The following is a 617-nucleotide window of genomic DNA, read 5'->3' as shown; positions in this document are numbered from 1 at the left end:
ACTAGGGCCTGTTAACACTATCGCAACGATTCGACGATCAGTGCGAAGTGGATGAAGGCCGCGAACATGACGTCGAGCTTGTCGAAGCGGCTGAAGATGCGGCGGAACCCTTTCAGACGGCGGAACAGGCGCTCGATTTCGTTGCGGCGCTTGTAGATCTCGGTGTTGTACGCCCATGGCTGGGCCCGCAGCGGATGCGGGGGCACGACCGGATCCAGGCCCAGATCCAGCGCGAGCTGCCGGGTTTCATTGCCCTCGTAGGCGCGATCCATGACCAGATGGCAGCGCGCGGGCAGGGGTGGCAGGGCATGCAGCAGGGCGCGACCGGCTGGGGCATCGCCCGCCTGGCCCGGCGAAAGCGAGAAGGCTAACGCGCAGCGGGAATCCGCGGCAGCCATATGAATTTTGGTGGTCCAGCCTCCGCGGGAGCGGCCGATGGCCTGCGGGCCGTTTTTTTTCGTGCGCCGGTGCCGTCCGGGTGGACCTTGACGATCGTACTGTCCAGGCTGACCGCCTCCAGCCGCACCCGGACCAGCTGTTCGGCCTGCATGCGCTCGAAGACCCGATCCAGGACCCCGGCCTTGGCCCACCGGTTCATCCGCGTGTAGATCGTGTGC

The 617-nt window shown here is 65.6% G+C and carries 1 pseudogene; it reads right to left on the bottom strand.

The features are described 5' to 3' along the window. Positions 1 to 17 precede the first annotated feature (17 nt). Positions 18 to 617 (bottom strand): annotated as a pseudogene (locus N5D20_RS24695) (IS5 family transposase); the annotation flags it as partial.

Origin of the sequence: Stenotrophomonas sp. GD03877 (genome assembly GCF_029840555.1) — a bacterium.
Lineage (GTDB): Bacteria > Pseudomonadota > Gammaproteobacteria > Xanthomonadales > Xanthomonadaceae > Stenotrophomonas > Stenotrophomonas geniculata.
The sequence above is the reverse complement of the archived record's forward strand: the minus strand, read 5'-3'. Positions and strand labels throughout refer to the sequence as shown.